At 41.6% G+C, this 23,979-nt stretch carries 30 protein-coding genes and 1 tRNA gene; 15 read left to right on the top strand and 16 right to left on the bottom strand.

Features of this window, described 5'->3' with window-relative positions:
* Positions 1-4: 4 nt before the first annotated feature.
* Positions 5-217, bottom strand: coding sequence for a 30S ribosomal protein S21 (rpsU, locus tag FET73_RS13855; RefSeq protein WP_154224574.1), 213 nt, complete (start codon positions 215-217; stop codon positions 5-7).
* Positions 218-392: 175 nt separating this feature from the next.
* Between rpsU and FET73_RS13850 the strand changes: the two genes are divergently transcribed.
* On the top strand, positions 393-1,064 hold the full coding sequence (locus FET73_RS13850; RefSeq protein ID WP_154224573.1) for a YggS family pyridoxal phosphate-dependent enzyme: 672 nt from the start codon (positions 393-395) through the stop codon (positions 1,062-1,064).
* Between the two features lie 15 nt (positions 1,065-1,079).
* On the opposite strand, the gene FET73_RS13845 is transcribed toward FET73_RS13850, so the two are convergent.
* The gene (locus tag FET73_RS13845) at positions 1,080-1,319 is read right to left on the bottom strand and encodes an EF-hand domain-containing protein (protein WP_154224572.1); all 240 of its coding nucleotides are present in this window, start codon (positions 1,317-1,319) and stop codon (positions 1,080-1,082) included.
* A 123-nt stretch (positions 1,320-1,442) separates the two neighbouring features.
* Here FET73_RS13845 and ychF point away from each other — a divergent pair, with 123 nt between their 5' ends.
* Complete coding sequence (ychF, locus tag FET73_RS13840; RefSeq protein ID WP_154224571.1) at positions 1,443-2,534, top strand: redox-regulated ATPase YchF; 1,092 nt, start codon at positions 1,443-1,445, stop codon at positions 2,532-2,534.
* Between the two features lie 71 nt (positions 2,535-2,605).
* Here the strand turns inward: ychF and FET73_RS13835 are convergent, their stop codons facing one another.
* Complete coding sequence (locus tag FET73_RS13835) at positions 2,606-3,865, bottom strand: PQQ-dependent sugar dehydrogenase (protein ID WP_179952304.1); 1,260 nt, start codon at positions 3,863-3,865, stop codon at positions 2,606-2,608.
* 242 nt (positions 3,866-4,107) lie between these two features.
* Here FET73_RS13835 and FET73_RS13830 point away from each other — a divergent pair.
* The 4 genes from FET73_RS13830 (at position 4,108) to pth (ending at position 6,534) form a co-directional block, all read left to right on the top strand.
* Positions 4,108-4,183 (top strand) — tRNA-Gln (locus tag FET73_RS13830).
* Between the two features lie 54 nt (positions 4,184-4,237).
* Positions 4,238-5,191: a ribose-phosphate diphosphokinase gene (locus tag FET73_RS13825; protein ID WP_154224569.1), complete on the top strand. Its 954-nt coding sequence runs from the start codon at positions 4,238-4,240 to the stop codon at positions 5,189-5,191.
* A 59-nt stretch (positions 5,192-5,250) separates the two neighbouring features.
* Entirely contained in the window at positions 5,251-5,904 is a 654-nt protein-coding gene (locus FET73_RS13820) for a 50S ribosomal protein L25/general stress protein Ctc (protein ID WP_154224568.1), read from the top strand.
* 63 nt (positions 5,905-5,967) lie between these two features.
* Entirely contained in the window at positions 5,968-6,534 is a 567-nt protein-coding gene (gene pth / locus FET73_RS13815; protein ID WP_218944352.1) for an aminoacyl-tRNA hydrolase, read from the top strand.
* Positions 6,535-6,543: 9 nt separating this feature from the next.
* On the opposite strand, the gene metX is transcribed toward pth, so the two are convergent.
* The 7 genes from metX to pcnB all read right to left on the bottom strand — a co-directional run bounded on the left by metX (position 6,544) and on the right by pcnB (position 11,939).
* Positions 6,544-7,632 carry a homoserine O-acetyltransferase MetX gene (gene metX / locus FET73_RS13810; protein ID WP_154224566.1) on the bottom strand — a complete coding sequence of 363 codons (1,089 nt, stop codon included), beginning with the start codon at positions 7,630-7,632 and terminating at the stop codon, positions 6,544-6,546.
* A gap of 80 nt (positions 7,633-7,712) precedes the next feature.
* A complete protein-coding gene (locus tag FET73_RS13805) occupies positions 7,713-8,672 on the bottom strand; it encodes a hypothetical protein (RefSeq protein WP_154224565.1) in 960 nt (319 codons plus the stop codon).
* Positions 8,669-9,526 carry an ABC transporter ATP-binding protein gene (locus FET73_RS13800; protein WP_154224564.1) on the bottom strand — a complete coding sequence of 286 codons (858 nt, stop codon included), beginning with the start codon at positions 9,524-9,526 and terminating at the stop codon, positions 8,669-8,671. Before FET73_RS13800 ends, FET73_RS13805 begins: the two co-directional genes overlap by 4 nt.
* Positions 9,523-9,894, bottom strand: coding sequence for a GntR family transcriptional regulator (locus FET73_RS13795; protein ID WP_154224563.1), 372 nt, complete (start codon positions 9,892-9,894; stop codon positions 9,523-9,525). The genes FET73_RS13800 and FET73_RS13795 overlap by 4 nt, the downstream gene beginning before the upstream one ends.
* Positions 9,895-9,898: 4 nt before the next feature.
* Positions 9,899-10,096 (bottom strand): hypothetical protein, encoded by a 198-nt coding sequence (locus FET73_RS13790; RefSeq protein ID WP_154224562.1) that lies wholly within the window; start codon positions 10,094-10,096, stop codon positions 9,899-9,901.
* Positions 10,097-10,191: 95 nt separating this feature from the next.
* Positions 10,192-10,686: a 2-amino-4-hydroxy-6-hydroxymethyldihydropteridine diphosphokinase gene (folK, locus tag FET73_RS13785; RefSeq protein WP_154224561.1), complete on the bottom strand. Its 495-nt coding sequence runs from the start codon at positions 10,684-10,686 to the stop codon at positions 10,192-10,194.
* Positions 10,683-11,939 (bottom strand): polynucleotide adenylyltransferase PcnB, encoded by a 1,257-nt coding sequence (gene pcnB / locus FET73_RS13780; protein ID WP_154224560.1) that lies wholly within the window; start codon positions 11,937-11,939, stop codon positions 10,683-10,685. The genes folK and pcnB overlap by 4 nt, the downstream gene beginning before the upstream one ends.
* A gap of 67 nt (positions 11,940-12,006) precedes the next feature.
* On the opposite strand from pcnB, the gene fdxA reads away from it, so the two are divergent.
* A complete protein-coding gene (fdxA, locus tag FET73_RS13775) occupies positions 12,007-12,339 on the top strand; it encodes a ferredoxin FdxA (protein WP_154224559.1) in 333 nt (110 codons plus the stop codon).
* Positions 12,340-12,408: 69 nt separating this feature from the next.
* Here fdxA and FET73_RS13770 read toward each other — a convergent pair whose 3' ends face one another.
* Together FET73_RS13770 and dapA are read right to left on the bottom strand one after the other, a co-directional pair.
* Positions 12,409-13,017, bottom strand: a complete 609-nt coding sequence (locus tag FET73_RS13770; protein ID WP_154224558.1) for a hypothetical protein — start codon at positions 13,015-13,017, stop codon at positions 12,409-12,411.
* Positions 13,014-13,913, bottom strand: a complete 900-nt coding sequence (gene dapA, locus FET73_RS13765) for a 4-hydroxy-tetrahydrodipicolinate synthase (protein WP_154224557.1) — start codon at positions 13,911-13,913, stop codon at positions 13,014-13,016. The genes FET73_RS13770 and dapA overlap by 4 nt, the downstream gene beginning before the upstream one ends.
* A 76-nt stretch (positions 13,914-13,989) precedes the next feature.
* Between dapA and FET73_RS13760 the strand changes: the two genes are divergently transcribed.
* From FET73_RS13760 to FET73_RS13745, 4 genes are all read left to right on the top strand, one after another.
* Positions 13,990-14,451 (top strand): peroxiredoxin, encoded by a 462-nt coding sequence (locus FET73_RS13760; RefSeq protein WP_154224556.1) that lies wholly within the window; start codon positions 13,990-13,992, stop codon positions 14,449-14,451.
* 117 nt (positions 14,452-14,568) lie between these two features.
* Entirely contained in the window at positions 14,569-15,579 is a 1,011-nt protein-coding gene (locus FET73_RS13755; RefSeq protein ID WP_154224555.1) for an isocitrate dehydrogenase, read from the top strand.
* Positions 15,580-15,732: 153 nt separating this feature from the next.
* Positions 15,733-16,947: a hypothetical protein gene (locus FET73_RS13750; protein ID WP_154224554.1), complete on the top strand. Its 1,215-nt coding sequence runs from the start codon at positions 15,733-15,735 to the stop codon at positions 16,945-16,947.
* 10 nt (positions 16,948-16,957) lie between these two features.
* Positions 16,958-18,034 (top strand): AI-2E family transporter, encoded by a 1,077-nt coding sequence (locus FET73_RS13745; protein WP_154224553.1) that lies wholly within the window; start codon positions 16,958-16,960, stop codon positions 18,032-18,034.
* Between the two features lie 3 nt (positions 18,035-18,037).
* Here the strand turns inward: FET73_RS13745 and grxC are convergent, their stop codons facing one another.
* Genes grxC through FET73_RS13725 form a run of 4 tightly spaced genes read right to left on the bottom strand, consistent with a single transcriptional unit; the run spans position 18,038 to position 19,488 of the window.
* Positions 18,038-18,292, bottom strand: coding sequence for a glutaredoxin 3 (gene grxC, locus FET73_RS13740; protein ID WP_154224552.1), 255 nt, complete (start codon positions 18,290-18,292; stop codon positions 18,038-18,040).
* An 11-nt stretch (positions 18,293-18,303) separates the two neighbouring features.
* Positions 18,304-18,612, bottom strand: coding sequence for a TusE/DsrC/DsvC family sulfur relay protein (locus tag FET73_RS13735; protein ID WP_154224551.1), 309 nt, complete (start codon positions 18,610-18,612; stop codon positions 18,304-18,306).
* A 1-nt stretch (position 18,613) separates the two neighbouring features.
* Complete coding sequence (locus FET73_RS13730; protein WP_154224550.1) at positions 18,614-19,162, bottom strand: hypothetical protein; 549 nt, start codon at positions 19,160-19,162, stop codon at positions 18,614-18,616.
* Between the two features lie 2 nt (positions 19,163-19,164).
* Positions 19,165-19,488, bottom strand: coding sequence for a hypothetical protein (locus tag FET73_RS13725; protein ID WP_154224549.1), 324 nt, complete (start codon positions 19,486-19,488; stop codon positions 19,165-19,167).
* A 93-nt stretch (positions 19,489-19,581) separates the two neighbouring features.
* Between FET73_RS13725 and FET73_RS13720 the strand changes: the two genes are divergently transcribed.
* The 4 genes from FET73_RS13720 to FET73_RS13705 all read left to right on the top strand — a co-directional run bounded on the left by FET73_RS13720 (position 19,582) and on the right by FET73_RS13705 (position 23,975).
* Positions 19,582-21,045: a M48 family metalloprotease gene (locus FET73_RS13720; RefSeq protein WP_154224548.1), complete on the top strand. Its 1,464-nt coding sequence runs from the start codon at positions 19,582-19,584 to the stop codon at positions 21,043-21,045.
* Between the two features lie 70 nt (positions 21,046-21,115).
* Positions 21,116-21,394 (top strand): DNA-directed RNA polymerase subunit omega, encoded by a 279-nt coding sequence (gene rpoZ, locus FET73_RS13715; RefSeq protein WP_154224547.1) that lies wholly within the window; start codon positions 21,116-21,118, stop codon positions 21,392-21,394.
* 36 nt (positions 21,395-21,430) lie between these two features.
* Entirely contained in the window at positions 21,431-23,611 is a 2,181-nt protein-coding gene (locus FET73_RS13710; RefSeq protein WP_154224546.1) for a RelA/SpoT family protein, read from the top strand.
* Positions 23,595-23,975 carry a RidA family protein gene (locus FET73_RS13705; RefSeq protein ID WP_154224545.1) on the top strand — a complete coding sequence of 127 codons (381 nt, stop codon included), beginning with the start codon at positions 23,595-23,597 and terminating at the stop codon, positions 23,973-23,975. Before FET73_RS13710 ends, FET73_RS13705 begins: the two co-directional genes overlap by 17 nt.
* Positions 23,976-23,979 lie beyond the last annotated feature (4 nt).

Here is a 23,979-nt window from a genome sequence, read left to right as displayed (position 1 = left end):
TTTTTTAGTACATTCTGCGAGGAATACCTTCCTTAGCTACACGTCTTTGTAAACGTTTAACCGCGGCAGCTTTCTTGCGTTTTCTTTCTTGAGTTGGTTTCTCGTAATACTGACGTTTACGTGATTCTGCTAATACACCTGCTTTCTCACACGCTCTTTTGAAACGTCTTAAAGCGAAATCAAATGGTTCGTTATCGCGAACTTTTACACTTGGCATTGGTTATGATCTCCAAAAATTAAATACCCGCACTTAAGCGGACTGAAAAATAGACCGCGCATTTTAATTGTTTTGAGGGTAAATGCAAAGTGAATTTGAACTTTTTTCACTTTGTGTCATATTGGGTGTGATTTTTGACTTTTGTTTTTCAACCCCTTTTGATTACAATGTGTCAATGAAACATACATTATTACAACGATTTCAAAAGGTTGTCGAGCGCATTGAGGCATTGCCAACCCCTAAAAAGCCTGTTTTGCTGGCGGTGAGTAAAAAGCATTCAGCAGACAGTGTTCGGTCCTTGTTTGAGGCGGGTCAGCGTTGTTTTGGAGAAAGTTATGCCCAAGAAGCCGTAGAGAAGATGTCTCAGCTGAGCGATTTGGATGTTGTTTGGCATTTTATAGGACCGATTCAGTCAAATAAGACCAAAATCATTGCCTCACATTTTGATTGGGTTCAATCTGTTGATCGACTCAAAATTCTTCAGCGTTTGGATCGTCAACGGCCTGCTGACAGTCAACCTATACAGTTATTGTTGCAATTGAAAGTGGGCAATGAAGACAGCAAGTCAGGTGCTTCTGTAGAAGACATACTTATAATGTATGAAGCTGCAAAGTGCTTGTCGCATGTTGAAGTCAGGGGTTTGATGTGTATTCCGCCACCCAGTCAAGACTTTCATCAGCAGTGTCGGTATTTTGATGAGGCGTTTCAGTTGTTTCAGAAAATCAACAAAACAGATGCCAAGTTTGATGTCCTTTCTATGGGTATGAGTGCTGACATGGAAGCGGCTGCAGCCAGCGGAAGCACCATGGTTAGAATAGGCACCGATATTTTCGGTGCCCGAGTGTGACTTAATGGGGCTTGTTTAAAAAACAGTCCAATTCATTTTCCACCACTCTAAAAATTCTTCAAAATCGATTTCTTCGTTTTGGTTGGTGTCGATGGTTTCAAAGCCGCGTTCTGCATTATCTAATGTAGATGATGGTGCTAACACCTTGAGAAGTTGCATGAATTCTTTGAAGTCAATGGTGCCGTTACCGTCCTTGTCAAAAAAGGTAAAGTGGTCCTTGATTTCAATGATGTCTTCGTTTGTTAAATCTGCCATGATCGTTTTTAAATTTAAAAAGGCTATTATAAAAGCCATTGGCGGCTGTTTTGTATCTTTTTTACTGTCAATGTGTGGTGCTTTTGCTAAAATCGCGGCTCATTTTTTTAAGCGGTATCTGTTATGGGATTTAAATGTGGCATTGTGGGCTTGCCCAATGTAGGAAAATCAACTTTATTTAATGCGTTAACCAAAGCAGAAATTGCAGCTGAGAATTATCCATTTTGTACCATCGACCCAAATGTGGGAATCGTTGAAGTGCCTGATCCAAGGTTGGGCCAATTGGCAGCGATTGTCAATCCTGAAAAAATATTACCAACCACCATGGAGTTTGTTGACATCGCCGGTTTAGTGGCTGGTGCTTCACAAGGTGAAGGTTTGGGTAACCAGTTTTTATCCCACATCAGAGAAACGGATGCGATTGCGCATGTGGCGCGTTGTTTTGAAGATGATGATGTAATTCACGTTGATGGCAAAATCAATCCATTGTCAGATGTTGAAACCATTAACACTGAATTGGCGTTGGCAGACTTAGATTCGGCTGAAAAATCTTTGCTAAAAAATCAAAAAAAATCTCGTTCAGGAGACAAAGAGGCGATTCACCGGGCTAAAGTTTTGGAGCGTATCGTGGCCCATTTGTCTGACGGGCAGGCTTTGCGTTCATTGGACATGGCCAGTGATGAGTTGGATGTAATAAAGGAGTTTAATTTTATCACTGCGAAACCAATGATGTACATTGCCAATGTTGATGAGTCTGGTTTTGCGGATAATCCTTTGTTAGACCAACTGACTGAAATGGCGAACAATGAAGGCGCGATGGTGGTTCCAGTGTGTGCGGCCATAGAAGCTGAGATTGCACTGCTTGACGAAGAAGACAAAATGGACTTCCTGGCTGAATTGAATCAAGAAGAACCTGGCTTGGCGCGTGTGATACGTGCGGGTTATGAGTTATTGGGTTTACAAACTTATTTTACTGCGGGTGTTAAAGAGGTGCGTGCATGGACAGTGAGAATAGGTGCAACTGCGCCACAAGCTGCGGGTGTGATTCATACTGACTTTGAAAAAGGATTCATTCGTGCTGAAACCATGGCTTTTGATGATTTTATTGAATTCAATGGTGAGTCTGGCTGTAAAGAAGCGGGTAAGTTGCGATTGGAGGGTAAAGAATACATTGTCAAAGAAGGTGATGTATTGCACTTTAGGTTTAATGTATAAGCTTTGATTAATGAATCCATAAAAATGCCGCTGAACTCAGCGGCATTTTTATTGGTATTGTTAGTTTATATTTATGGATTATTTTGTTCAAAACCATCTTCAAATATAATGTCGCTAACAGGTATGTCGCCTGTGATGCGATAGATGTTGTTGCCTGAAGTGATGTAGATGTTGCCTGCTTCATCTTCCCCAAAACTTTTGATGTTGCCTGAAGCGCCATGACCAATCCATTCATCTTCAACCCAGCTCCCATCATTCTCAGCAATCCAAATTTGCCCTGAACAATAGTCAGCATAAAAATATCTGTTTTGGATGCTTGTGACAGGTCCTCGGTAGTTGTAACCGCCAGTAACAGAGCAGCGCCCGTTGTTGTGGTCTTTTAAAAGTATAGGGTCTTGCATGGTTGGTAGTGGATTGAGACAAGTGCTGCCGCCATTGTATGGGCCAAGTCCTTCTCGACAATTCCAGCCATAATGTTCACCACCAGCACTTGCGGCCGCTTGAAAATTAATTTCTTCTCGGGCGGAACTGCCAGATTGACCCACATCGCCTATATATAAGTCGCCGTTGTCTTTGTCGAAGCTCCAGCGCCAAGGGTTTCTTAATCCGTACGCCCAGATTTCTTTACAAGCATTAGGGTTGGCAATAAAGGGGTTGTCCGCAGGTACTGAATAGTTACCTGTTTCTTGAGGGCATTGAGCGCCTGAGTTGGGATCTGTCCCGGGGTTGGTAGGAGGGGAGTTGGTGTCCACATCGATGCGCAGCATTTTTCCTAAGGCTGAATTTAAATCTTGTGCACGACCATTGGGGTCGCCACCACTGCCGCCATCTCCCATGCCTATGTACAGATATCCATCAGGCCCAAACTCTATGTTTCCACCATTGTGGTTTGAAAAATCTTGCTCTATACGCATCAACAGGGTGGCGGTGCTTGGTTCAGCCACATTAGGGTCTTTTTTAGAAGCCTGGTAACGTTCGATAATGGTGTCGCCAAAATTTGTGTTGGCTTTTGTGTAGTTGACAAAGAAGTAGCCGTTGTTAGCAAAGTCAGGATGAAAGGCTAAGCCCAAAAGCCCACGTTCTCCGCCAGAGGCTACTTTACTGGTGATGTCCAAAAAAGGGGTGGCTATTAGGTTGTCTTGTTCGTCAATGATGCGAATGGTTCCACCTTGTGCAAGTACAAATTTACGGCCGGTTTGATCGTTGGCATGTCGAACACCAAGGTTTGAAGAAATTGAAACTATAAACTCTGTTCCAATGTCACTGGGAATGTCGGCTTGTGCGCTGAAACAAATACTGGAGAGCAGCAGCGTGTTAAAAATTTTTTTCATGTGATTAGGTTTAAATTGGGGGTGTGGCAATAATGATAGCATTATTGCTTTAATTTTTTGTTATATCTATCACGTCATGTGATAAAATTCGCGTTTCTCAAGCGGGGTGAGCTTGTGAATTAGGGTGTTTTAAATCTGATTTGGTTTTTTTTCAAATTGGGTTTGCATTCAAAATAAAACTGGTTATAATGTGCCGCCTTCGACGGTGATTATTGACCGTAAAAGAGATTATTCTCGCGAATTGGGATGTCGCCAAGTGGCTAAGGCACCAGGTTTTGATCCTGGCATTCGCAGGTTCGAGTCCTGCCATCCCAACCATATTTTGTAATGCCCGTTTTTATAACGGGCATTCTGTTATCTGGGGTTAGTGAAATGTTCGATCGTGGAATTAGACTGTTTTCTGGTAATGCCAACCCGGCATTGGCTCAGAAAATTGCCGATCACTTGGGCGTGCCTTTGGGCCGCGCAAAAGTGGGTAAGTTTTCAGACGGTGAAGTGGCCGTTGAAATTCGGGATAACGTTCGAGGGCAGGACATATTCCTGATACAGCCGACCTGTAACCCCACAGCAGATAACTTCATGGAATTGTTGGTTATGGTTGATGCGCTGAAACGTGCTTCTGCCAGAACAGTAACCGCTGTTGTTCCCTATTTTGGTTATGCCAGACAAGACAGAAGACCTCGGTCTGCTCGGGTGCCGATTACTGCTAAGGTGGCTGCTAAGATGATTGCGGCTGTTGGTGTTGATCGTGTTTTGACTGTAGATTTACATGCAGATCAAATTCAAGGTTTTTTCGACATTCCAGTTGATAATGTGTATGCATCACCTTTGACTTTGGCTGACATGTGGCAACGATTTGACAGCAAAGATGTGGTGATTGTTTCACCTGACATTGGCGGTGTTGTTCGAGCCAGAGCGATAGCCAAGCGATTGGGTTGTGATTTGGCCATTATTGATAAGCGTCGTCCAAAGGCCAATGTGGCCATGGTGATGAACATCATTGGTGAAGTGGCTGATAAAACCTGTATCTTGGTTGATGACATGATAGATACAGCAGGTACTTTGTGTGCTGCTGCCAGTGCGCTTAAAGAGTGGCAGGCCAAAGATGTGATTGCGTATTGTGTACACCCTGTTTTGTCAGGTAAAGCAATTGAAAACATAGAAAATTCAGGTTTAACGGAACTGGTGGTGACTGACACGATTCCACTGCAAGAAGCTGCGTTAAATTGTAAAAAAATTCGTCAATTGTCTGTGGCAGAAATGTTAGCAGAAACAATCAGACGCATAGCGAACAGAGAATCTGTGAGCTCAATGTACATCGATTGATCGGTGTTTTTTTGATGTCCTGGTCGCAAGGACGTCGTACTGTTTATTAGGAAAGTATTATGGCTATTTTTAAAGTAGAATCGCAATTACGCGAAGACATTGGGAAAGGTGCGAGCCGCCGCCTTCGTCACGCGGGTTTGGTACCTGTTGTTTTATACGGCGGTGACCGTGAACCAAGAAACTTGTCTTTGAACCACAACCAAGTATTGAAGTTGGTTGAAGATGAAGCATTTTTCTCAAGTATTATCGAATTTTCTGCCGACGGTGGTAAGAAGCAAAAAGTTGTATTGAAGGACATGCAACGTCATCCAGCTAAGCCTGTTGTTATGCACATGGACTTCATGCGAGTTGATGACAAACATGAAATCGTAATGAACGTGCCTTTACACTTTGAAGGTGGCGAAGAATCTCCTGCAGGTAAATCATCTCGTGTTATGTTGGATTACCAAGCTAACGAGGTTGAAATTTCATGTTTCCCTAAAGATTTGCCGGAATTTATCACTGTTGACGTTTCAACTTTTGATGCCGGTGATAACTTACATTTGAGTGATTTGAAATTGCCAGAAGGTGTGACATTGACAGCCTTTACTCATGGAGACAATGAAGCCCATGATACAGTAATTGTATCTACTTCGATTATTGGTCAAACTGCTGAGCCTGAAGAAGGCGCGGATGAGCCAGCTGCTGAAGAAGGTGGTGAAGAAGAGGCTTAATAGCTCTTCCTTGAAACTCAAAAGGGCAGTGTTTATACTGCCCTTTTTTTTGGACAAAAAATGATGAAAGTGATTTTTGGCTTGGGTAATCCGGGCAGTAAATATGAAGCCACTCGACACAATGCCGGGTTCTGGTTTCTTGATGCCTTGGCTGAAAAGTTTTCAGTGGCTTTCAAGTTGGACAAAAAGTTTAAGGCTGACGTGGCTGTGATTAACCATTTGGGGCATAAAATCTGGTTGGTCAAGCCACAAACTTTCATGAATTGTTCGGGGCAATCAGTGGTTCCTTTTTGTCATTTCTATCGCATCGATGCACCAGATGCATTGGTTGCCTATGATGAGCTTGATTTGCCTGTGGGTATCGCTCGGATCAAACTATCAGGTGGTCACGGTGGTCATAATGGTTTGCGTGATATTATCCCTGGCTTAGGTAAAGATTTCGTTCGATTGAGGCTGGGAATTGGTCGGCCTGAACGCAAAGGTGATGTGACGCCTTGGGTGTTAGGGAAGCCACCTCGAGAAGATGCTATTTTATTGGACCGTTGTCTTGATGAATGCTTGGATGTATTTGATTTGATGGTTGAAAAACAATGGCCTAAGGCAATGAACGCCTTGCACACTGACAGTTAAGCACACTTTTTATAGTTTTAGAAAGAAGTTTGAAACCAATTGACTGAAGCAATCTTTGTCAACCAAAAAGGCGTCATGTCCTTGTATTGAGTCAGTTATTACCAGTTGGCTGTCACAACCCGCTTCGGTCAATGATTGGTGCAGTTCTTTTTGTAAAAGGGTTGGGAATAAAAGGTCGGTTTCTGAACCAATAACCAAAGCCTTTTCCAGTTCTAAATTGGCCAATGGGTTGCTGCCCTTCGGGGCATAGCTGTTGCCGTCAAACCAATCCATTGCCCGTGACAAGTATAAATAGCTTATCGGATCGAATTTATGAATAAATTGGTTAGCATGGTATTCCAAATAGCTTTCTACAGGAAATTCTACGCCGAATGGTTGGTTGGGAATTTTCTTTAACGATCGAGGAAACCGTTCTCGCCACTCTTTAGCTGATCGATAACTTAACATGCCAATTTTTCGGGCAAACTTCATGCCTTCTTCTGGCCATGAATCAGCTGAGTAATGACCTTGATTGAAGTTGACGTCTTTGAGAATGGCCTCTCTTTGTAAAGACCTGATGGCGGTACTGAATGGAGGTGATGCCATTCCCGATGCTATATGAATTAAATTTTTGACATAATTGGGATGGTTCAATAACACAGCCAAAGCCGTCATGCCACCCATAGAAGGGCCAACCACACTGTGCAATTGACTTATGCCCATGGATTGGCACAATAAAACCGCCGCACGGGCAATGTCTTCTATACAAAGGTCAGGGAAATTAAAACGATAAGGTTCACCAGTTTTAGGGTTTTGAGAGCAGGGGCCAGTAGAGCCTTTGCAGCTACCGAGTGAGCTGGCACAAATAACAAACCACTGGTCTGTATTGATGGCCTTTCCGGGCCCAATCATAAACTCCCACCAACCTGAGGTGTCATTTGCACCATGGCTGGCTGCATGTGAGTCTGCCGATAAGCCATTCAAAAGTAAGATGGCATTACTGGCATCTGAGTTCAATTCACCCCAGGTTTCATAGGCCAAAATGCCTTGATTTATAGCGCCTCCTCGATGGAAGTCGAAAGGTTGTGGAAGCTGAAATTGTTTTAAATAATTGGCCATTGTCTTGTCATCAAAAAAAACGGCCTTGAGAACAAGGCCGAATTAAGATTGTACCAAACTGAATTGGATTTGTAACCTGCTTAGGTCGTATTGCGATAACGTCTTAAGAAGATGGCTATGGCTACACAGACGGCTGAAAAAACAATGCCATAAACAATTTTAGAGCTCATCAAGCCATTCAGCATTGACTTTATTATCAATTCAGCTTGTGTCATGTCATGAACACCTAGGTTGAATGACGAGAGAAAATCACTGCGGCTCTCATAAGGTGCCAGTGCGTTAATAAATATCGTGCCAATTGATTTTAATAGTTCTGCTACATTCATGAAAGATTGAGCTGAAAAACTGAAAGCAGCAAACCAGCCCCTTAAAAAGAAGACCACTGAAGGCAGGCCTACTGCCCAAATAAAGGGTCGTCTTTTCGCCCAAGATGAACACAGCAGGAGCCAGCCATAGATGGGCAGTGCCCACAAGCCTTGTACCAAGCAGCCCAAGCCAAATGCTGCCCAGTGGCTAATCAGGTCGGTGTTGGCCCACAGTAAGGTGAATGGGTTTGCGCCATGTAACAATAAGAAAATACTCAATAGAATCATAGAAACCAGTTCTGTAGCGATCAAGATAACCCAGAAACACAGTGGAGCTATGATGAGTGCTGCAGCCAACTTAGAAAGTACTGTGCTTAAGTCAGAAACAGGCAAAGATTTCCAAAACAGAATACTGAGGTCTTTGCGGTCGTCGAATAAGCTTCCCAATAAAAAGAAGAAAATAACGATGAATAAAACAAAATGATAAACACCTTCAACGCCAGTTAAGAAAGTATTGGTTATTGTGACCATGTCTTGGCTTTTCATGCTCTCCATTTGCAATAAGCCATATTCAAGACCCTGACCGCTGTTGAAATTGACATCAACTTTATCAACTAATAAATAGGCCAATATCAAAATCACGGATGTGATGATGCCTAAAATAATGGGTGTTTTGATGAAAGCGCCTCGGTGTTCCCAATATTCTCTCATTAACAATGCTTTGAATGCGTTCATGCTTGTTCCTCCTGCATCAAGGCCACAAATAGATCAGACACCGATGGGCGCTGAACCTCTCCTAAAGTTTCTAAGTAATCTCGTGATTCAGAATGAAATAACATGATGTGTTTGCCGAATACCTTACGTTCAGTCAAGGGCTTTTGTGACAGTGCAGCTTGGTAGTTTTCGCTGTTGACCATAACTTCGAAATATTGGCTGGTCAGTTCTTCCATGTTGGCATTCAACACAATTTCACCTTCTCGAATGAAAACGATATCAGTCAAGATGTGTTCAATCTCCTCTACCTGGTGGGTGGTGATGATGATGGTGCGTTCGTTATCGAAGTAGTCATTCAGCAGGTTGTCATAAAACTCCTTTCTGAACAGAATGTCTAAACCTAAAGTGGGTTCATCAAGCACCAATAATTTGGCATCAATTGACATCACAATGGCCAAATGAAGCTGTGCTGTCATCCCTTTGGACAGTTCCTTAACCTTGTGGTCCATATTGACTTTAGTGCGGCTAAGAAAGTCTTTGGCTTTTTCGATAGAAAAATTGGGGTGAGCCAATTCAGTGAATCGCAAGGCTTCTGATACTTTAATCCATTTCGGTAATACGGCAACGTCAGCAATAAAACAAATTTCCTTCATTAAATTCGCACGTTGTTTGAATGGATCTAATCCCATGACTTTTAAATCACCGTCACATGAGTCTAGTCCCAGAACGGCTTTAAGCAAAGTGGTTTTGCCCGCGCCATTAGGGCCAATCAGACCTACAATTTTACCCTTGTTGACTGTGAGGTTTACATTTTTCAAAGCCTGAAATTTTTTAAATCGCTTGTTGACGTTTTGCGCCGATAAAATCGTGCTCATTGTTTTCTCCCGAGGTGTTCTAACGATTGGATCAGTTCTTGAGTATTCAAATTAAGGTGCTCAACTTTTTGTAATATATTGGGCCAAACTTCATCTAAAAATACCGCCTGTTCTGCTGTTTTTAATTGTGCTTTGGCGCCTGTTTGTACAAACATGCCAAGGCCTCTTCTTTTTTCTACCAGTCCTTCATCTACCAGCAATTGCCAAGACTTAGAAACGGTCAATGGATTAAGTTTGTAGTCCATTGCCACTTGTCTAACGGATGGAAGGGATTCTCCTTCTGTTAATTCACCGGCAAGAATCATGTTTCTGACCATGTCTTTCAGTTGCAAATAAATGGGTTCTTTGTCATTCCAGTGGAAACTCATGGTTTTACCCTAATTGTGGAGTCAATAACTTGATGCTGTGATTGAATTCAAATTTAGGTTGTTTGATTTTAAGCTTTACACAATTTTTTTCAATCACAGGTTGCTGTTCATTTTGGTTGATGGCGTATCCTAACCCAATAGAAGAACCGAGTGATATGGCCAAAAGGCCAACAGCTAAAAAGTTTTGTTTTAAATAAGTCATGTTATGCACCTGTAGTGTTAGTGTATTACTATAGCAACACACCAAGCTAAAATCAATAGCCGGCTGGACATCAGGAGCAAAAGGTGACGAATGGCCTAGGTGAGTTTTATGATGTCTTTAGGGGCGGATTGTTGAGATATTTTGGCGTGTAGTTTGATAGCAAGCTTGATGGGAAGATGGGGTTGAAGCAACAATAAAGGTAATATCACAAACCAACGTTCAGTAATCAATGGGTGCGGAATAGTCAAAGATTCATGATTGAGTTGTTCAAGGCCATACACGAGGATATCGATGTCGATCAGGCGTTCATGCCAGCGTTTATTTTTAACTCGGCCCAATTTTTCATATTCAATTTCTTTGATGGTGTTGAGTAATTGATGCGGTGACAGTGTGGTGGATATTGTAAGTGCTGAATTGATGAAGTCAGGTTGGTCAGTGACGCCCCACGCAGGTGTTTTAAAACAAGGGGCTTGATCAATGACTGAAATATTTGGATGTGCATTAAGAAATTGCACCGCTTTCTTAATTTGTCTGTGTGGGTTGGACAGGTTGCTGCCCAGACCCAAATAAACGGTTTTAGATGGGTTCACAATTCAGTGCTGACTTTTTTTCGTTTGACCCTTTTGCCGTAAACCATGCTTTTGATGGCGTCGGGCGGCATGTTTTGAATGTTGGTCCAAAATTCTTCTTGAGAATCTAATTCAGGTTTAATTTTGGCTCTCAATAAAAGAAAGTCATACGCGGCTCTGAACCTCGGATGGTGTAAAGTGCTGAATACAGGCTTGCCGTACATCTTTTTAAATCGCAACTGCAGCAACCACATTTGACGTATTCCATTTTGTAATGCTTTTGGAATGGCTAAATGAGGTCGCTGTTGTTCCATAACCAAAGTTGTCGCTTGGTGTAAAGCATCATGTGCATTTTTGCCTTGGCTTAATACATGGCGGTAAGCCGGTAAAAATTCCAGCCACAAAACACATGCTGTTAAAAATACAGGGGTGACAGATTGACCGTTTTTTAAGCGGCTGTCGGTATTTTTAAAGGCTTGGTATAATAAAGACTTAAGGTCGTCATTGGCATGGGCTATCTTTGTTGCAGCAGGGAACAAGATGTCAAAAAGATTGAGTTCCATTAGCGTGTCAAAAGCGTGAAGCATGTTGCCACAGTGAAACAGTTTGACGGCTTCATCAAACAGCCTGGCCGTGGGCACATTTTTTAAACTGTTGCGGTTTTTAATGATTGACTGTTTCAGGTCGTCACCTAAATTGAGCCCTAATTTGGCATGAAACCTCACGGCCCTGAGCATCCTTACAGGGTCTTCAATAAACCTGTTGTCCGGTAGGCCAATCAGCTTGAGGTGACCTTGTCGAATATCACCTACGCCACCTGCATAATCCAATATGGTATCTGTGGCAATGTTGTAATAAAGTGCATTGCATGTGAAATCACGCCTTAAAGCATCTTCTTCAATGGTGCCAAAGACATTATCTCGAATGATTTGCCCTTTTTTTATCAACATGTCTCCGCTGGAGCCGCCTCTGAATGTGGCAATTTCATAGACAGTTTGTCCCATGTAAACATGGGCCAGCCTAAAACGTCGTCCGATGATGCGACATTTGTTTCTGAAAACAGTTTTGATTTCTTCGGGTGTTGCGTCAGTGGCTATGTCAAAATCTTTTGGGTGCAAGCCAAGTAATAAATCACGGACAGCACCACCAACCAAGTAAGCTTCATAGCCAGCTTGGTTAAGCAAGTGTATGATTTTTTTGGCGTGGCCAGCAATTTCCTGTTGTGGTAATTGATGCTGCTTGGCTTCGTATTGAATCAGTTGAGGTTCAGTCAAGTTCTTTTGTTTCGTTGCAATGCCTTGTAGTATAATGCCACATCATTTCAAATCAAGGAGCAATTGAATGACTTTTGTTGTCACTGAAGCTTGCATCAAGTGTAAATACACTGATTGTGTGGAAGTTTGTCCTGTGGATTGTTTCCATGAGGGCCCCAATTTTTTGGTCATTGACCCTGAGGAGTGCATTGATTGTACGTTGTGTGAGCCAGAATGTCCCATTGAGGCTATTTACCCTGAGGATGACTTACCTGAGGGCCAAGAAAAGTTTTTGGCTATCAATGAAGAGTTGTCTCAAGTTTGGCCAGTTATTACAGAAATGGTTGATGCACCAGAAGATGCGGACGAATGGTCTCAGGTTGAAGATAAGCTGCATTTGTTAGATAAAGGTGAAAAATAGTTTTATCTCAAGGCCTATTGCCCAAAAAAAGCCGCTAAATGCGGCTTTTTTGTTATAAATGCTTGATGCTTATTCTGTTGCTTTGGCAAATAAATGAGCAAATAGGTCATCGACTACATGAGGTGAGGCTGAGCTCCCATCTATTTTGGAAACTGTAATCAGGTTTCGGTTGTTTTCAACAATGCAGCTTAATTTATAATCGCCAGACTTGTCTTTATATTGACTTCGAGTGCCAAAGAATCGCTTTAAAAAACCTTTTTCGGCTAACTCACCCGCAATGGGGTCGTTGTATGTCAATGAAACTTCGCAATTTTCAGGATCTTCCGATTGTAGTTTCCAGTTATTACCCAGATCTGCAATCATTAATTCCCAAGGACTGATGTCATTGTACAATTCTATAGTGGGGCGCCCGTTGAGTTCGTTAATAACCACATCTTCATTTTGGCTTCTTTTTTTAGCAAATGCCATTTCAGGAGGTCTGTCGTTAGGAATGCCATCGTGTACTTGATTAACTTCTGGAATTGACAGCGCATTGTTGGTGTTTGGCATGTCTTTTTGCTTGTCTGAAGACAATGGCTGACTGGTGTTTGCTTGCAAGTAAGGTTCTTCTTTGACCATTTTGCTGCAAGCAGCTGTTAAGGTCAAAAGACCAATTAAAATCCAATTTTTATATTTCATGATTCATATTCCTCAATGATTTTGGCAATCAAATTTTTATGTGATTGCCCAGATAAGTTCATGGTTGTTAATGGCTTTCTGATGCCAGGGTTTATAATGTTCGCGGCCATCAAACTACTTTTAACTGGGCCGGGGTTGGGTTCTGTAGACATTAATTTAAAGGTGTCTAGCAGCGTTTGATTCAGTTCATTAGCTAAATTTAAGTCGCCTAACTGAACGGCTGTACAAACGGCCTTTATTGCACGGGGTCGGATGTTGGCTGCCACGCTGATAACACCATCTGCCCCAAACTTCATGGCCTCAAAAAAAGTATCGTCGTCACCTGATAGGACTGAAAAATTGTTCAGTTTAGATAAAGTTTCGATTCTTTGCATGTCTGGTTTTGCTTCTTTTATGCCAATGATGTTTGGGTGTTTGGCTAAAGTCTTGCTGGTTTGTGTGTCAATGTCCATTCCAGTTCGTCCCGGAACGTTGTATAAAATAATGGGTAAATCAGAGTGGTCAGCAATGTTTTGATAATGTTCAATCAATGCGTTTTGTGTGATCCGAATATAATAAGGGGTCACTACAAGTGCGGCATCGGCACCCAAATTGTAGGCCAAATTGTTTTTTTTCAATACAGCTTCGGGTGTGATGGCGCCTGTTCCGGCTATTATTAATATTTCATGACCTTCACAAATTTGCTTGCAAGTTCTTACTAGCTCTTCAAATTCTTTTTCAGTGAGCATGGCCGATTCACCAGTAGTACCGGCGACAACCAAAGCATCAGTGCCAGCCTTGATGTGCCAGTTGATGAGGTTTTCCCATTGTTCAAAGTCAATGCGACCATCTGCATCCATAGGGGTTACCAGAGCCACCATGCTGCCTGTCAAATCTTGTGAATTTATCGCTTTCATTTGTTTACTTAGCGCTTGTGTCTGCTCTAAAAAAGCGCATAATTATATGCTTTTTTCCCGTTGAAGGTATTAATCTATGGTTAAAATTGATAAGAAAGTTTGGCAGTACGCGCATAAAAGCACGAATGAGTCAGATTTAATTCTTAATGAGTTGTCGCATAAGTATGTTGTGCTGTTTTTTTACCCACGCGCAAACACACCAGGTTGTACTAAGGAGAGTGTTGCATTTGGTGAGCAGATTGAGGCATTTAATCAAGCAGATTGCGCCGTCTACGGCATTTCGGCTGACAGTTTAAAAAAGCAACAAAACTTTAAAGCCAAGTATGACATGCCAATAGACTTAATTGCAGACACAGAAGAAGTGTTGTGTCATGCATTTGACGTCATACAAGAGAAAAACATGTATGGTAAAAAATTCATGGGCATCGTACGCAGTACTTTTGTCTTGAATCAAAAAGGTGAAGTGCTTGCTGAATGGCGAAAAGTTAAAGTGCCCGGTCATGTAAAAGAAGTGTTGCAGTCTGTCACAAACTTGTAAAGCATTTTGGGTTATAATTCCGCAGTTCGCGTGCACTGAATAAAAAGGCATGCAAATAAATCATAAGGTCAGTGTTATTTTTTCTAACCCATCTGGCCAAATAAATAAGGAAGAATTATGACCCAAACAATCACAATCATTAAGGGCGATGGCATCGGCCCAGAAATCATGGATGCCACCATCAGAGTAATGGACGCGTTGGATTTAGATTTTAACTATGAGTTTAAAGATGCGGGTTTGTGCGCTCTTGAAGCGCATGGTGACTTGATGCCAAAGGCTACTTTGGACAATATCGCTAAAAACAAAATTTGTTTGAAAGGGCCGTTAACGACACCAGTTGGTAAAGGTTTTAGTTCTATCAATGTGGCTTTAAGACGACACTTTAATCTCTATGCCAATGTACGTCCTGTGGTGACATTTGAAGGCACAAAAGCCCGTTATGATGACATCGATATTTTGACTATCAGAGAAAATACTGAAGGGGCCTATTTAAGTGAAGGTCAAACCATCAGTGAAGATGGTAGCTTTGCTGAATCTAAAATCATTGTTACGCGAGAAGCATCGGAGCGGATTGTACGTTATGCATTTGATTTGGCGGTGAAAGCGGGCAGAAAAAAGGTCACGGCAGTTCATAAAGCAAACATCATGAAAACGACCTCTGGTTTGTTCTTGGATGTGGCTGAAGAAGTGGCAAAGGATTATCCTCATATTGAATTTAACTCTTTGATTGTTGATAACACCTGTATGCAGTTGGTGATGAACCCAAGTCAATTCGACATGATTGTCACAACCAATTTATTTGGTGACATCATTTCGGATCTTTGTGCCGGTTTGGTTGGTGGCTTGGGCATGGCACCAGGTGCTAACATTGGTAAAGACGCTGCAATTTTTGAAGCTGTTCATGGTTCAGCACCTGATATTGCGGGTATGAAAATTGCCAATCCAACGGCATTGATTTTAGCAGCAGCGATGATGCTCGATCATTTGAATATGACTGACAAGGCCAATAGAATCCGTCAAGCCATTAAAGGGACGTTGTTAGCTAAAGACCGTTTAACGGGTGATTTAGGTGGTACTGCAAAAACGGCAGAATTTACTGATGCCGTTATAGCGCGTTTATCAGCCTAAATATTGACAAAAAACAAATGGTATTGTGGCGTTTGTGGCTTTTTTGCAACAAATGTCACGATTCTTAGAAAAATATGATGTATATGACACACAAAAATTGACATTTTGTTGTTTTTTTGCCATCATTGCGTTTGAAGAGAAAACGTTATATAAATGTTAATAACCACGAAGAAAAAACCAGTTTTTAAGTGCGCTGCCTGTTTGGCGGCTTTGTGCTTTTCGTTATTTGTGGGTTCAAATGCAACGGCTGTTGATATTTCAAGTCCCGTTAAGGCATCTTGGTCAAGTCAAACCCACATGAATTTGGGGCATTGGCGCCATTCTATAGCTGAAAGAATTAACCCTAATTTTTATTCAGACTTAAAGTCATCGAATTTTCAGGCTGTGGCAGCAGATTTGAGCTATCAAGGTGCGAAATTTTATTTCAATGCGGATCGTTTTCAGCAGCTTAATCAGCTCATAGATGGAAAGAACTATTTTTTTACATTTGATTACGATGAGCGGATTTTACAACCAGTAAACTTTTATGATTCGACATTTAAAGTGGATCAGTTGTTAGTTAATAAAGATTCCTTCAGTAGGAGTTATATTGCTCCTGGTATTGCCTATCGAGTTAATGACAATACTGCCTATAATTTGGCGGTGGTATTTGCTCAGCAAAATTACAATGATATCAATTTTTTGGCTTCAGAAATCACCGGTCCGGATCAATTAGATTTGTATGCCGTCAGTTACAATGAAACCAGTAATGGATTGGGCTTGAACTTGGGCATGAGTCAAAAGCTTTTTAGTTGGCTCAGTGTGGAAACGCAATACCAGTCAAAAATCGATATGGATGGTTTCAGTCGTTTGGTTGGTGTGCAAGCTGATCCTGCTGATTTTGATATACCAGAACATTTATCTATGTCTGTTGGGGTGCAGCTTTCTGAACGTAATGCATTGCGTTTGAACGCCAAGCACAGCATCTATCAAGACATCAACGCTTTTGTGAGTCGCTCTTTCCCAGACATTTTCTTGACATTTTTGAATGACATGGAAAGTCCTGAATTTCAATGGGATAATCAAACCATGTATTCAATAGCATTAGAACATCAGTTTAAGGGTGGTGCAGTGGTTAATGTTGAATATTCGGGAAGGCAACAACCACCCGCTACAGATAAAAATTTAACCACTATTTTGAATGCCATTTCTGCAGAGTACAGCGTCAGAGTGGGTTTATCTACACCCATGTTTGGTGGTCAATTAGACATGTATGGCAGTTATGCGCCCAAACCATTGAATTTTGGCAGGACTGACTTTGGACAGGTAGATGACGTGTTGAAAGGCAAGCATACCGAAGCCGTCGTATCTTGGTTGTACACCTTCTGATATTGAACCAATGAATGTCATAACCAGTTGGTTTAAGAGAAATTTCTCTGATCCTCAAATTGTTATTCTTATCACTGCCTTAATTGGTGGTTTTATCTTCATTTTTTATTTTGGTGGTACTTTAGCGCCATTTTTAGCCAGTGTGGTTGTGGCTTACCTTTTGGAGAGTGTGGTAGTTCGCTTGGAAGATTTAAAGGTGCCGCGAATGTTGGCGGTGTTTTTGGTGTTTCTCGTGTTTGTCGCTGTGATGTTGCTGTTGATGCTTTGGGTGGTACCTAAGTTGACTTTACAGCTTTCAGAATTGGTCCAGCAATTACCTCATTACATCAGTGTGGGGTTGGCATTTTTAAAGACACTACCTGAAAAATTCCCTGACTTTATTGATCACGAGCAACTGCAATCTGTGATGGCTACATTGACCAATGAAATCACTTTAATGGGTCAAACTTTATTAGGAAAAACCATTTCTTCGGTGTTCAGTGCTTTTTCCGTGGCTGTTTTTATCATAGTGATGCCCATACTGGTTTTTTTCTTACTCAAGGATAAAGTGGTTATTTTACAGTGGTTTCAGCAGTTTATTCCACGTGATTCAAAGTTAACATTATCTGTATGGCATCAAATGGACATTCAGATTGGTAATTATATTCGAGGTAAGGCTTTTGAAATACTTTTGGTGGGGTTGGTCAGTTACATCGCCTTTGTTTTTCTTGACCTTAACTATGCTATTTTATTAGCAACCATAACAGGTTTTTCGGTGCTTATTCCTTTTATTGGAGCAATTGCTGTGACCATTCCTGTTGCCTTGGTTGCAATTGCACAGTTTGGCTGGAGTGGAGATTTTGCCTGGGTTATGGTGTCATACATGGTTATTCAAATGCTTGACGGAAATGTTCTTGTTCCCTGGTTGTTTTCAGAAGTCAACGATTTACATCCAGTAGCAATCATTGTCGCAGTCTTGTTTTTTGGTGGTGTATGGGGTTTTTGGGGTGTCTTTTTTGCTATCCCTTTAGCAACTTTGGTTAATGCCATCATTGAGTCGTGGCCAAAATCCATTGTTTATCCTGAAGAAGAATCACCCCAAACGTAATCTTTATGAATTCAGCAGCTGGTCTAATTGACCAGAGCGATTCAATGCATTCAGGTCATCAAAACCTCCTACATGTTTTTCATTGATGAAAATTTGAGGTACGCTGGTGCGGCCTGATTTTTTCATCATCACTTCTCGTTGTGAAAAATCTTGATCTATCATGATTTCTTTAAACTCCAGCCCTTTCTGTTTGAGCAGGCGTTTTGCGGCTACACAATAGGGGCAAATTCTGGTGCTATAAACAACTATATTATTCATGATCTTTCTCCTTACATGCAATGTTTGGGTTTAGGTAGCCCAGCATATTTGCTGGCTTGCCTTACTGGGTTGTCTGGAAATAATCGATATAAAAAGCGTGAGTCAATATCGGCGTCCAACCTTTGTTTCAATACTTTTATTAATAATCGCATGGGTGGCGTATCTTCAGTTTCATCAAATAATTGTTGTACGGCTTTGATCACTTGCCAATGATCTTTTGTGAGTTTGATTTCATCTGCTTGTGCAGTTGCTTCTGCCCAATCTGTGGTCCATGCAGCCCTGTTTGCTAAATGGCCGTGCTGATCTAAGTTCAATGACATACTAGTTCCAAGTCAGTGTGACTGGGTTTTGTTGTAACAATTTGGACCACCGTTGGTGATCGATTAAGTTTGACTTCATGCCAATATGGGGCTGGCTATCAGTTTTTACAACATAAACGTTGGCGTTTGGCCAAGTGTTCATGACTTTGGTTAATGAGGTTTTGTCTATGTAACCAAATAAAAGCAATTTATCCTCAGCGCTGACCAATGGGTGCCATGTATCAAAAGATGAGACGTCCAGCCATTGGTGAATGTGTAAAACCGGGGCTTTGTCTGGTGAGATTAAGTTGTGAAATTGCTGCCAGTTGATGGGTTTGGATGAAATGGGTGGTGGCGATCCAAGATGATAACAAGCATCCAATTCGTACAATGCCAAAGACTGCCACTGCTTGTCAGTCCAGGTACAATTCTCAAGGCTGCCTGGCAGCATGACCAAACTCAATGGCATGTCAAAATTTAAATAACTTAAAGCCAGTAAGTATTGCGCATCCCAATCAGCTTGTGAAAGTAGAGGGGATAAAGGCATGATTGTGTTTTTGTGTTTGTGCATTATCAAGGAATTGTTACCAATTGATCGGCTTGCTCTAACAGTTGCATCCAGCGAGCCATGCCTGTGACATCAAATACACTGTTTGTGTCATGATTGATGTTCATCTGCTGTGTTAGGGTGCTGCATACCAGTAATGGTGCTATTGAAGCATCCCAATCAATCCAATCATGTCGGTTGTTTATTTCAGCAATGTTACTGCAGCTGCCATAGAAAAAAACTGCCACAAGTTCATGACCAGATAGCAATAATTCATCACACAATTTCCTGGCATGGTGTTGACTGACTTGCCAGTTGTGATTAGGGTGAACTTGTATGGCGAATTTCATGTCTGATATTATACTGACTAACAGTCCTTGGGTTAATACAAACATAATGAAAAAGTTAACGTTATATTAATTGAAAGGTTTTAAAATGAGACTATGAATAAATACCTACTGATACTGACATCCCTTTTGTGTTTTGTTGCATCTGCGCAAAACGAATTGAAACTACCTGACTTGGGCAACCCCTCTGACCAAGTTTTGTCTCCAGATCAAGAGGCCCTGTACAGAAAAAACATCAGGCAACAAATGTACCAATACAGCTTTATGATGACTGACCCCTTCATTGCTGATTATATTGAGCACTTAGGATATCGTTTGGTTACCCATTCTGATAATCCTGAGCAAGATTTTGAGTTTCATTTGATTCCGGCTGACGTCATCAACGCGTCAGCTTATCCTGGTGGTTTGATTGTGGTTTACTCAGGCTTGCTGTTAGAAACTGACACAGAAAGTGAGCTGGCAGGTGTGGTTGCACATGAAATAGCTCATGTCAATCAGCGTCATATTTCTCGCATGATGGCAAAGCAAAGGAAGTCAATTGCGCCATTATTACTTGGTATGGTGGCTGCAGTGGCTGCAGCGCAGACTTCATCTAGTAGTGATGCTCCAATTGCGATAGCCGCGAGCATGCAAGCGATGCAAGCTCAAATGCAAATTAACTTCACAAGGTACCATGAATATGAAGCGGACCGAGTTGGTATTCAGACTTTATACAAGAGTGGTATGAATCCAGAGGGGATGGCCTCGTTCTTTTCAAAACTGATGAAGAAAAACAGGATTGATCCACGGTATAGCTTGCCCGAATATTTAAGTACACACCCTTTGTCCATCAATCGGGTTACTGAAGCAAAGAACAGAATCAAAAACTATGAAGTTAAAGAAACAAAAGAATCAGAATTGTACCCATTTATAAAAGAGAGGATTCGAGTGCTAACAGCTGAAGAATTTGATCATTTGAATGAATATTACCGAGATACCAAAGTGGTAAATTCAGCCCTCATGTATGGAAAAGCGCTACAACAATTAAAGATGAATCAGTTTGATCAAGCATTGGCAACCATTTCGATAATCAAAGCCCCTAAAGAAGCCCAACACCTAATTGACGCTTTGCATGCAGAGGTGCTTTCAGAGCAGAACCCAGAAGTCACTCTTGAGGTGGTACAAAATTTAATTAAAAAATACCCGGCCAGCAGCAAAATCAAAGAGGCCGTGGTGAAAAAATTAATCCAACAAAACAGCAATGACGCTTTGAAACTGGCCATCAAATTGTTGAGGGACTTAACGTTACAAGATGATCAGAACCCACATTACCATGACCTGTTGTCTATTGCTTATTATAACGATTTGAACACCATAGAGTCTGGTATGTCATTGGCAAGAAAGTCACATTTGTTGGGTTTGAATTATCGTGCCGTTAGGGTATTAAAAAACCTCAAAAAAGAAAAACTGGATTATTATCAGCAAGCCGAAGTTGATGCACTAATCAGCGCTTGGGAACCCTTAATCAGTGAAGAAGAGCATGCTGCCGAACAAGAAATGAACAGAAGAGGTCGTCGATAGGTTGTTTTGCTTTACCTGGTGGTTATTTTTTATTACAATGCGCGATTGATTTAATTTTGAAGAGCACGTCATGGCACGAGTTACTGTAGAAGATTGTTTAGAAAAGGTACCTAATCGTTTTGATTTGGTGTTGATGGCAGCGAAACGCGCCCGTTTGATAGCCAATGGCCAAACACCGATGTTGGACGAAGAAAATGACAAGCCAACAGTTTTGGCTTTGCGAGAAATTGCTGAAGACAAAATCAACAACGAAGTACTGGAAGAATTAGAGTTAGAAGCGAAGCGCGCAAGAGAATTGGAAGCTTGGAATGCCGCGGCAGAAACGCAAGAAAGCGATGAGCTTGAATGACATTGAATTCAATGCAATGACAAAAGGGGTTTGGATGTGAATGGATTGTCTTTCACATCCCAAACCATGAGCCACAAAGCAGTACAGGCTGCTTTCAAGCTGCTCAAAGAAAAAACCAACGCCTACCTTAATACCCAAGAAAAAGAACAGCTGCGTAAAGCCGTTCATTTTGGCGCGTATTGCCACGAAAAACAAATCCGTAAATCTGGCGAACCTTACATCACACACCCCATCACCGTGGCAGCCATCCTGGCGACCTTGCGTGTTGATGTGGATACATTGATAGCTGGTGTTTTACATGACACCATAGAAGATACCGATGCGACATATCAACAATTAACCGGAGAGTTCAATGCAGATGTCGCCTACTTGGTAGAAGGGGTTACCAAGCTAGATAAAATCAAATTCAGAAACATCAAAGAAGCACAGGCAGAAACTTTTGTCAAAATGCTGTTTGCGATGGCTGAAGACATCCGTGTCATTATCATTAAATTGTCAGACCGTTTACATAACATGCGAACCATTTCAGCCATGAGTGTTTCGGGTCAGCGCAGAATTTCTCAAGAAACCATTGATGTTTACGCGCCAATTGCCGAACGATTGGGTTTGAAATCAATACAAAAAGAAATGGAGCGCCACGCTTTTCAAGCATTGCATCCGAACCAAAGTGCCGAAGTTGAAACAACGATTGCGCGCATTGCTGGAAACCGTAAAAAAGCGGTAGACAGGATTCGGAAAACGATAGAAAAATCATTGTTAGAATCTGGTATGGCGGCCAAAGTCGTGGCCAGACAAAAGTCAGCTTATAGTGCTTACAAAAAAGCACAGCTTAAAAAGCTAGAAATTGAAGACATCCATGATTTATTCGGTGTCCGCATCATTGTCAAAGAATTACCGCAATGTTATTTGGCCTTAGGCATCATTCATAACATATACCCACCGAATGAAAATGGTTTTAAGGATTATATTGCGGTGCCAAAACAAAATGGCTATCAATCTTTGCATACGGTGGTTACTGGACCCTATGCACTGAAGTTAGAGGTGCAAATTCGTACCGAAGAAATGGACCATTTGTCTGAGGCAGGTGTAGCAGCACACTGGATATACAAGCAAAAAGATGGCAACACCAGCCCGTCATTAAATAAAGCCAGAAATTGGCTGAATTCCTTGCTGAAGTTACAAAAAGACTCCGTCAGCTCATTAGAGTTTTATGAGAATTTGAAAAAAGACCTTGGGACAGATGAGATTTATGTGTTCACTCCAAAAGGTGATCTGATTCAGTTACCCAAACGCTCAACCGTATTGGATTTTGCATTTGGCATCCATACTTCAGTAGGCTCACACGCAGAATCAGTTCAGGTTAATGGTGAAACCAAAAGCTTGGCACACGAACTGAAAACGGGTGACACGGTCAGCATCAAAACTTCAGATGACTTAAAGGTTCATGCAGATTGGTTGCGTCATGTGCGTTCAAGCAAAGCACGAACAGCCATCCGAAAAGAGTTAAAACAAATTGAAGACTCTGATGCCATGATCTTGGGCCACCGGATGTTGGATAGAGCACTGGATACTTATGACCACAGTTTTGAGCAAGTGGACAATAAATCAATCAAAAGGGCGCTCAAACATTACCAATTGAACAGCTTAGATGATATGTTAAAAGCCTTTGCCTATGGTGAATTGTTGCCATCTATAGTGGCAAAGAAAATGCTGCCCATGATGAAACAACGCAGAATCTCAGGTGATTATATTCCGAAGGAAGCTTTGACGATTGACGGTTCTGAAGGCAGCATTGTGCATTACCCTAATTGTTGCCAACCGTTGCCCGGCGATAAAATTATGGGACATTTAAGTCAATCTAAAGGTGTGGTCATTCACAGAAACAACTGTACCAATTTAAGAGAAATCAGCAAAAATAATCCAGAACGGTTATTGATGTCATCTTGGGCCCTGAAAACACGTGGTGTGTTCAAATCCACATTGGTGGTCGATGTAATCAATAAGACCGGTGTACTGGCTTCTTTGGCTGCGGTGATTGCCGAACAAGGTGTTAATATTGTTTCGATTGACCAAGCTGATAAAGATTCAGGTTTCACAGAGTTGGTTTTTGAAGTGAATGTGGAGAATAAACCACATGCTGAAGATTTGATGAATAAACTGCAGTCACACAGAGACGTACTTAACGTCAGAAGGAAATACGATGAAAAATACCATTAATACAGAAAATGCACCTGCTGCTATTGGCACCTATTCACAGGCCGTCGTTCACAATGGCACTTTGTTTACATCAGGTCAGATTCCAATTGATCCAGCCACAGGTGAAATGCTTGAGCATGACTTTGAAAAACAGGCGCACCAAGTATTTAAGAATTTGATTGCGATTGCTGATGCCGCGGGCACATCGTTACAAAATGCGATTAAATTGAATGTGTTTGTGCAGGACTTAGAAAATTTTGCTGCTTTGAACACCATCATGGGCCAATACATACAAGAACCTTATCCAGCAAGGGCAGCCATTCAAGCCGCCAGACTGCCTAAAGATTCTATGATTGAAATAGATGCCATCATAGCGATGGAGTGATGCA

The organism is Marinicella rhabdoformis (assembly GCF_009671245.1).
Classification (GTDB): domain Bacteria; phylum Pseudomonadota; class Gammaproteobacteria; order Xanthomonadales; family Marinicellaceae; genus Marinicella; species Marinicella rhabdoformis.
The sequence above is the reverse complement of the archived record's forward strand: the minus strand, read 5'-3'. Positions and strand labels throughout refer to the sequence as shown.

Excerpts from the sequence above, each read along its gene's own strand:
- fdxA (WP_154224559.1), top strand. The coding sequence starts at position 12,007 with ATGACTTTTGTTGTCACTGAAGCTTGCATCAAGTGTAAATACACTGAT.
- rpsU (WP_154224574.1), bottom strand. The coding sequence starts at position 217 with ATGCCAAGTGTAAAAGTTCGCGATAACGAACCATTTGATTTCGCTTTA.
- ychF (WP_154224571.1), top strand. The coding sequence starts at position 1,443 with ATGGGATTTAAATGTGGCATTGTGGGCTTGCCCAATGTAGGAAAATCA.
- FET73_RS13745 (WP_154224553.1), top strand. The coding sequence starts at position 16,958 with ATGAATGTCATAACCAGTTGGTTTAAGAGAAATTTCTCTGATCCTCAA.
- FET73_RS13845 (WP_154224572.1), bottom strand. The coding sequence starts at position 1,319 with ATGGCAGATTTAACAAACGAAGACATCATTGAAATCAAGGACCACTTT.
- FET73_RS13750 (WP_154224554.1), top strand. The coding sequence starts at position 15,733 with ATGTTAATAACCACGAAGAAAAAACCAGTTTTTAAGTGCGCTGCCTGT.
- FET73_RS13795 (WP_154224563.1), bottom strand. The coding sequence starts at position 9,894 with ATGAGTTTCCACTGGAATGACAAAGAACCCATTTATTTGCAACTGAAA.
- FET73_RS13805 (WP_154224565.1), bottom strand. The coding sequence starts at position 8,672 with ATGAACGCATTCAAAGCATTGTTAATGAGAGAATATTGGGAACACCGA.
- FET73_RS13770 (WP_154224558.1), bottom strand. The coding sequence starts at position 13,017 with ATGAAATATAAAAATTGGATTTTAATTGGTCTTTTGACCTTAACAGCT.
- pth (WP_218944352.1), top strand. The coding sequence starts at position 5,968 with ATGAAAGTGATTTTTGGCTTGGGTAATCCGGGCAGTAAATATGAAGCC.
- grxC (WP_154224552.1), bottom strand. The coding sequence starts at position 18,292 with ATGAATAATATAGTTGTTTATAGCACCAGAATTTGCCCCTATTGTGTA.
- rpoZ (WP_154224547.1), top strand. The coding sequence starts at position 21,116 with ATGGCACGAGTTACTGTAGAAGATTGTTTAGAAAAGGTACCTAATCGT.
- FET73_RS13825 (WP_154224569.1), top strand. The coding sequence starts at position 4,238 with ATGTTCGATCGTGGAATTAGACTGTTTTCTGGTAATGCCAACCCGGCA.
- FET73_RS13800 (WP_154224564.1), bottom strand. The coding sequence starts at position 9,526 with ATGAGCACGATTTTATCGGCGCAAAACGTCAACAAGCGATTTAAAAAA.
- FET73_RS13705 (WP_154224545.1), top strand. The coding sequence starts at position 23,595 with ATGAAAAATACCATTAATACAGAAAATGCACCTGCTGCTATTGGCACC.
- FET73_RS13760 (WP_154224556.1), top strand. The coding sequence starts at position 13,990 with ATGGTTAAAATTGATAAGAAAGTTTGGCAGTACGCGCATAAAAGCACG.
- FET73_RS13835 (WP_179952304.1), bottom strand. The coding sequence starts at position 3,865 with ATGAAAAAAATTTTTAACACGCTGCTGCTCTCCAGTATTTGTTTCAGC.
- metX (WP_154224566.1), bottom strand. The coding sequence starts at position 7,632 with ATGGCCAATTATTTAAAACAATTTCAGCTTCCACAACCTTTCGACTTC.
- FET73_RS13790 (WP_154224562.1), bottom strand. The coding sequence starts at position 10,096 with ATGACTTATTTAAAACAAAACTTTTTAGCTGTTGGCCTTTTGGCCATA.
- FET73_RS13735 (WP_154224551.1), bottom strand. The coding sequence starts at position 18,612 with ATGTCATTGAACTTAGATCAGCACGGCCATTTAGCAAACAGGGCTGCA.
- FET73_RS13725 (WP_154224549.1), bottom strand. The coding sequence starts at position 19,488 with ATGAAATTCGCCATACAAGTTCACCCTAATCACAACTGGCAAGTCAGT.
- FET73_RS13850 (WP_154224573.1), top strand. The coding sequence starts at position 393 with ATGAAACATACATTATTACAACGATTTCAAAAGGTTGTCGAGCGCATT.
- dapA (WP_154224557.1), bottom strand. The coding sequence starts at position 13,913 with ATGAAAGCGATAAATTCACAAGATTTGACAGGCAGCATGGTGGCTCTG.
- FET73_RS13720 (WP_154224548.1), top strand. The coding sequence starts at position 19,582 with ATGAATAAATACCTACTGATACTGACATCCCTTTTGTGTTTTGTTGCA.
- FET73_RS13755 (WP_154224555.1), top strand. The coding sequence starts at position 14,569 with ATGACCCAAACAATCACAATCATTAAGGGCGATGGCATCGGCCCAGAA.
- FET73_RS13730 (WP_154224550.1), bottom strand. The coding sequence starts at position 19,162 with ATGCACAAACACAAAAACACAATCATGCCTTTATCCCCTCTACTTTCA.
- FET73_RS13820 (WP_154224568.1), top strand. The coding sequence starts at position 5,251 with ATGGCTATTTTTAAAGTAGAATCGCAATTACGCGAAGACATTGGGAAA.